Annotated in this window: 6 protein-coding genes; all 6 read left to right on the top strand. The window is 65.2% G+C overall.

Annotated elements, in window-relative coordinates:
* The coding region (locus QCE69_RS34530; protein WP_309935392.1) for a membrane dipeptidase at positions 1–367 on the top strand (367 nt) is incomplete at its 5' end.
* 29 nt (positions 368–396) lie between these two features.
* Positions 397–930, top strand: coding sequence for a DUF5943 domain-containing protein (locus tag QCE69_RS34525; RefSeq protein WP_309935391.1), 534 nt, complete (start codon positions 397–399; stop codon positions 928–930).
* 69 nt (positions 931–999) lie between these two features.
* Complete coding sequence (locus tag QCE69_RS34520; protein ID WP_309935389.1) at positions 1,000–3,063, top strand: NADH:flavin oxidoreductase; 2,064 nt, start codon at positions 1,000–1,002, stop codon at positions 3,061–3,063.
* A gap of 15 nt (positions 3,064–3,078) precedes the next feature.
* A complete protein-coding gene (locus tag QCE69_RS34515; protein ID WP_309927420.1) occupies positions 3,079–4,989 on the top strand; it encodes a (Fe-S)-binding protein in 1,911 nt (636 codons plus the stop codon).
* 4 nt (positions 4,990–4,993) lie between these two features.
* Positions 4,994–6,157 (top strand): electron transfer flavoprotein subunit alpha/FixB family protein, encoded by a 1,164-nt coding sequence (locus QCE69_RS34510; protein ID WP_309935388.1) that lies wholly within the window; start codon positions 4,994–4,996, stop codon positions 6,155–6,157.
* A complete protein-coding gene (locus tag QCE69_RS34505; protein WP_309935387.1) occupies positions 6,154–6,912 on the top strand; it encodes an electron transfer flavoprotein subunit beta/FixA family protein in 759 nt (252 codons plus the stop codon). The genes QCE69_RS34510 and QCE69_RS34505 overlap by 4 nt, the downstream gene beginning before the upstream one ends.
* Positions 6,913–7,001: the final 89 nt, after the last annotated feature.

The raw sequence follows: 7,001 nt of genomic DNA, 5'->3' as shown, positions 1-7,001 counted from the left end.
CAATGGCTTCGTCGGCGTGACGATGTTCTCGCCGTTCCTGAAGAAAGGCCCGGACGCAACCGTCGAGGATTATCTCGAAGCGATCGAATACACGATCGACGTGATCGGCGAAGACAAAGTAGGTATCGGCACCGACTTCACGCAGGGCTACAGCACCGAGTTCTTCGACTGGATCACGCACGACAAGGGCCGTTATCGCCGCCTGACGAACTTCGGCAAGGTGGTGAATCCGGAAGGCATCCGCACCATCGGCGAGTTTCCGAACCTGACCGCTGCGATGGAACGCGCAGGCTGGAGCGAGTCGCGCATCAAGAAGGTGATGGGCGAGAACTGGATGCGCTTCTTCGGCGAAGTGTGGAACGTCTGAACCTGAACACAACAACAAGGAACCTTGCGATGCAACCCCAACTGCCCATCGACGTCGATCCGCAAACCGGCGTCTGGACCACCGACGCGCTGCCGATGCTGTACGTCCCGCGTCACTTCTTCACGAACAATCATGTTGCCGTCGAGGAAGCGCTCGGCCGCGAGACCTATGCCGAGATTCTCTACAAGGCGGGCTACAAGTCGGCGTATCACTGGTGCGACAAGGAAGCCGAGAAGCACGGCATCAGCGGCATGGCGGTGTTCGAACATTACCTGAAGCGGTTATCGCAGCGCGGTTGGGGCCTGTTCTCGATCGTCGAATCCGATCCGACCAGCTCGCATTCCCGCATCCACCTGCACAACTCGTCCTTCGTGCTGGCGCAGCCGGGCAAGCAGGGCAAGCTCTGCTACATGTTCGCGGGATGGTTCTCCGGCGCGATGGACTGGGTCAACGACACCGCTCCCGACAGCGCGAAGAAAGGCCCGCGTTCGAAGTCCATCGAAACGCAATGCGCGGCGGAAGGACACGACCACTGCGTGTTCGAAGTCTCGCCGCTCGCGTAACACACGACGCGGCCACTAGCCAAGGTTTTGCAGACGTCACCACACTGAGCCACCCCGAGGTCGATCGCAATGCGTTACCCGAACCTTTTCAAGCCTCTTCAGCTGAACAAGCTGACCCTGCGCAACCGCATCGTCAGTACCGCGCATGCGGAGGTCTACGCCGAGCCAGGCGGCCTGCCCGGGGACCGCTATATCCGTTACTACGAGGAAAAGGCAAAGGGTGGCGTCGGCCTCGCCGTGTGTGGCGGTTCGAGCCCGGTGTCGATCGACAGCCCGCAAGGCTGGTGGAAGTCGGTGAATCTCTCGACCGACAAGGTCATCGACCCGCTTGCACGCCTCGCCGAAGCCATGCACCGGCACGGCGCGTTCATCATGATCCAGGCAACGCACATGGGCCGCCGCTCGGCGTGGCACGGCGAGCACTGGCCGCATCTGATGTCGCCGTCGGGCGTGCGCGAGCCGGTCCATCGCGGCAACGCGAAGATCATCGAAGTGGAAGAGATCAGGCGCATCATCCAGGACTTCGCGGCCGCCGCGAAGCGCGTGAAGGATGCGGGCATGGACGGCATCGAGATCTCGGCGGCGCACCAGCATCTGATCGACCAGTTCTGGAGCCCGCGCATCAACTTCCGCACGGACGAATGGGGCGGTTCGCTGGAGAACCGTCTGCGCTTCGGCCGGGAAGTGCTGCAAGCCGTGCGTGAGGCCGTGGGCGCGGACTTCTGCGTCGGCCTGCGCATGTGCGGCGACGAGTTTCATGAAGATGGCCTTTCGCACGAGAACCTGAAGGAAATCGCGCAGGCCATGTCCGAGTCCGGGCTGATCGACTATGTCGGCGTGATCGGCTCGGGCGCGGATACGCACAACACGCTCGCCAACTGCATGCCGCCGATGGCCCTGCCGCCTGAACCGTTCGTGCATCTCGCGGCCGGCATCAAGTCGGTCGTGAAGCTGCCCGTGATGCATGCGCAAAGCATCCGCGATGCGGGCCAGGCGGAACGGTTGCTCGCGAACGGCATGGTGGATCTGGTCGGCATGACGCGCGCGCAGATTGCGGACCCGCACATGGTCATCAAGATCCGCGACGGCCGCGAAGACGAAATCAAGCAATGCGTCGGCGCGAACTATTGCATCGACCGCCAGTACAACGGTCTCGACGTGCTGTGCGTGCAGAACGCAGCCACCTCGCGCGAAGCGACGATGCCGCACGTGATCGAAAAGACGCGCGGGCCGAAGCGCAAGGTCGTGGTGGTCGGCGCGGGTCCAGCCGGACTCGAGGCGGCGCGCGTGGCGCGTTCGCGCGGTCACGATGTCGTGCTGTTCGAAAAGAACGACTATGTGGGCGGGCAGATCATGCTGGCCGCCAAGGCGCCGCAGCGTGAACAGATGGCGGGCATCGTGCGGTGGTTCGACATGGAGACGAAGCGTCTGGGCGTCGATCGCCGTCTCGGTGTCGCCGCCGACGACAAGATGATCATGGCCGAAAAGCCCGACATCGTCGTGCTCGCGACGGGCGGTTCGTCGTTCACGGACCAGGTGCCCGCATGGGGCGTCGAGCAAGGTCTCGCCGTCAGCTCGTGGGACATTCTTTCGGGCAAGGTCGAGCCGGGCAAGAACGTGCTCGTCTATGACGGCGTATCGACTCATGCAGGCGCGGGCGTCGCGGACTTCATCGCTTCGCGGGGCAACACGGTCGAGATCGTCACGCCCGATGTGAAGGTCGCCGACGACACCGGCGGCACCACGTTCCCGATCTTCTACCGCCGCCTGTACGCACAGGGCGTGATCCACACGCCGAACTACTGGCTCGACAAGGTCTACGAGGAAGACGGCAAGAAGATTGCCGTGATCCGCAACGAGTACACCGAGGAGCAGGAAGAGCGGGCCGTGGATCAAGTGGTGATCGAGAACGGCATCACGCCGAACGATGCGGTCTACTGGAAGCTCAAGCCCGAGTCGCTCAATCGCGGACAGATCGACATGCATACGCTGTTCGCTTCGGAACCGCAGCCGTCGCTCTCTCAAGAACTGGGCAATGGACGCTTCCTGCTGTTCCGCGTCGGCGACTGCATCTCGATGCACAACATCCACAGCGCGATCTACGATTCGCTGCGCCTCTGCAAAGACTTCTGACGAGGGTATTCGACGATGAACCCCGTGTTTGTCATCACCGTGCTGCTGTGGCTCTCGATGGCCGGCCTCGCGTTCGCCTTGCTCAAGCGCGCAACCTACTGGCGCGAAGGCCGCGCGACGACGGCGGGCGCGTATGGCTGGGCGAACCTGCTCACCATCCCGAAGCGCTATTTCGTCGATCTGCATCATGTCGTGTCGCGCGATCCGTATATTGCCAGGACGCATGTCGCCACCGCCGGCGGGGCGATCCTCGCGATGGCGCTTGTCTTCATTAACTACGGCCTCGCCATCTACTCGCCGTGGCTCGACAGGCTGATCTTCATCGCGGCGATCATCATGCTCGTCGGCGCGGTGTTCGTGTGGAAGCGCCGTCACGCGAAGGACGTGCCCGCGCGGCTGTCGCGCGGTCCGTGGGACAGCCTGCCGCTGCTGCTCGGCTCGTTCGCGGCGGGGCTCGCGTTGTTCATGCTGCTGCCGGCGTCGTGGATGTCGGGCGCGCTGGCGATCATCGTCGCGTTGCTGATCGCGGCGGGCGCCTACACGATGACCTTCGGCGCCGCGAAGGGCGGTCCGATGAAGCACGCGATGGCGGGTCTCCTGCATCTCGCGTTTCATCCGCGCCAGGAACGCTTCAAGGCGCATACGGAGCGCGAAGTGGTGCCGCCCACGGCGCTGAAGAAGCCCGTGCTGGATGCGAAGGAGTATGGCGTCGGCAAGCCGGTGGAGTTCCGCTGGAACCAGCTGCTGAGCTTCGATGCCTGCGTGCAGTGCGGCAAGTGCGAAGCCGCGTGCCCGGCGTTCGCGTCCGGCCAGCCGCTGAACCCGAAGAAGCTGATCCAGGATCTCGTGACGGGCATGGTCGGCGGATCGGATGCGCAATACGCGGGCAGCCCGACACCCGGCATTCCGGTCGGCAAGCATTCGGGCGGGCCGGGCAAGCCGCTGATCTCGCAGATGATCGAAGCCGACACCATCTGGTCCTGCACCACCTGCCGCGCCTGCGTGCAGGAGTGCCCGATGCTGATCGAACACGTCGATGCCATCGTCGACATGCGCCGCAACCAGACGCTCGTGGAAGGCGACGTGCCGGGCAAGGGTCCGATCACGCTCGCGAACCTGCGCGAAACCGGCAGCCAGAACGGCTATGACATTGGCGCGCGCTACGACTGGTCGGTGGATCTGCAGGTGCAGGTCGCGCAGCCGGGGCGTCCGGTGGATGTGTTGCTGATCGCCGGCGAAGGCGCGTTCGACATGCGCTACCAGCGCACGCTGCGGGCGCTCGCGAAGGTGATGAACAAGGCGGGCGTGGACTACGCGGTGCTCGGCGGCGTGGAAACGGATACCGGCGACACCGCCCGGCGTCTCGGCGACGAGGCCACGTTCCAGGAGTGCGCGTCGAAGCTGATGAACACGCTGTCGCAGTATCAGTTCCGCCGCATCGTCACCGCGGATCCGCACGTGCTGCACAGCCTGCGCAACGAGTATCGCGCGCTCGGCGGTTACTACGAAGTGCAGCATCACAGCGCGTTCATGGCCGAACTGGTCGCGAGCGGCAAGCTCTCGCCGAAGGCCGCCGCGGTGCTCGCCGACAAGAAGATCACCTATCACGATCCCTGCTATCTCGGCCGCTACAACGGCGAGACCGAAGCGCCGCGCAAGCTGCTGAAGACCATCGGCATCAAGGTCGTCGAGATGGAGCGCCACGGCATGCGCGCGCGCTGCTGCGGCGGCGGCGGCGGCGCACCGCTGACCGACATTCCCGGCAAGCAGCGCATCCCGGATATCCGTATCGCCGATGCACGGTCGATCGGCGCGGACGTGGTCGCGGTCGGCTGCCCGCAATGCACCGCGATGCTGGAAGGGGTGGTCGGCCCGCGTCCGGAAGTGCTGGACGTGGCGGAACTGGTCGCGGCGGCGCTGGAGTAAAGCGATGAACAACGATATCAAGCGAATCGATCCCCGCAGGCCGTTCATCGTCACGGCGGCGGGACTGAAGCGGATCACGCTGGGCGAGATCGGCAACGGCGCCATGCTGCAGTTTTCGCACGGCGCGCACAAGGATGCCGCCAGGCCGCGCCGCACGATCCAGCCCGCGACGCGCGCGTTGCTCGTCGCCGCGCACACGGACCGCGGCTCACTCGACGATCACGCGCGTCAGGCGCTGGCCGCTGCCGCGCTGCTCGCGGACGGCGCCACGGAAGTCGTGCTGATTACCCTCGGCGAATTCAAGGACGATGCCGCCGCACTCGGCGCGGATCGTTATATCGAACTGCCCGGTTTTGACCGGCGCAACTTCGCGCCCGACGAGGAAGTGCGTGCGCTGACGGCGTGCGTCGCGCACTTCGCGCCGGTGCGCATCTTCATGCCGGACAACGCCACCGGCGACGGCGATCTCGGCCGCCGCTACGCTGCGCGCGCCGATGCGTCGATTGCCACGCAGGTGGTCGAGCTCGATGCCGGGCACGTCGCGTCCTACGCCCAGGCGGGCCGTGCGATGGCCTCGCGCGATCTGCCCGACGTCGTGCTGCTCGCCGCCAATGCGGTGGATGCGCGGCTGCCGTTCGTCGGCGCGGGTGAAGCGGTGTCCGCGCAAGGCATCGTGCCGGCGGCCAAGGCGAGTGTCTTTGTCGATCTCGGTATCGAGGAGATGGATGCCGCACAGGTGGCGCTGGAGGAAGCGGACTTCATCGTGTCGGCGGGCAACGGTGTCTCCGACATCGCCGCGTTCGAAGCGCTCGCAGGCACGCTGGGCGCGGCGATTGGCGCGAGTCGCGTGGCCGTGGACGACGGCAAGTTCACGCGCGACAAGCAGATCGGTGCGACCGGCAAGACGGTCGAGGCTAGCGTGTATATCGCGTTTGGTATTTCGGGCGCAGTGCAGCACTTGCAGGGCATCAAGGACTGCCGCCATGTCATCGCGGTCAATCTCGATGCGAGCGCGCCGATTGCCAAGCGCGCCAACCTGACCATCGTCGCGGATACGCAGGAAACCATCAAGGCGCTGACCGATGCAGCCACCGCCGCGCGTGCGGCGCGTGCCGGCGGCACGCCGGTCGTGCAGACCGCGAGCGTCGCGGAAGGAGTCGCAGCGTGAAGATCGCCGTTCTCGTATCCACCGGGCGTCATCCCGTCAGCGGCACGGCACGCTACAGCCGCAACGATGCCGCTGCGCTGACCATCGCCATCGGCATCGCGAAGGCACAAGGTGCGCAACTCGACGTACTGCACGCCGGCGATCCCGCCAATCCGGCGCTGGCCGAGTATCTCGCGCTCGGCGCACCGAAGGTCGAAGTGCTCAACACCGAGGGCGATGCCTGCGCCGCGCTGGTGCAACGGCTCGCCGGCTACCACCTGGTGTTCACCGGCACGCGCGCCGAAGGCGCCTACGACAGCGGCACGCTGCCCTACAAGCTGGCGGACGCACTGAATCTGCCGCTGGTCGGCGCAGCCGTGGATGTCAGCGTGACCCCGGACGGCGTGGAAGTGCGCCAGTTCATGCCGAAGGGTTTGCGCCGCCGCGTGTGCGCGCCATTGCCCGCGCTCGTCGCCGTGCATCCGCTCGCCAATGCCGTGCCGCGCTATGCCTATGCACGCCTGCGCGAAGGGCAGGTCGCGCCGGTTGCATCGGTGGTGGCGGCGGACAAGGAAAAAGCCGTGTGGACGGTGCGCCCGGCCGGAGCGAAGCCGAAGAAACTGGCCGCGCCGGAGAAGCGTTCGGGGCACTCGCGCATGCTGTCCGCGACCACCACGGAAAACCGTGGCGGCAGCGTCGTAATTGAAGGAAGTTCTGTCGAAAAAGCACAAGTGATACTGGCTTATTTGCGCGAGCATCAACTGGTCGATTACTGATTTTTCGACCCCTATAAAAGCAGCAACAAGCAGCAGCCCGCGTTCAGAGGTGTGTGGCGGGGCACCAGACGTGACGCACACGGAGCACA

The organism is Caballeronia sp. LZ032, assembly GCF_031451315.1.
Taxonomy (GTDB): Bacteria; Pseudomonadota; Gammaproteobacteria; order Burkholderiales; family Burkholderiaceae; genus Caballeronia.
This window is presented reverse-complemented; position numbering and strand designations above follow the sequence as displayed.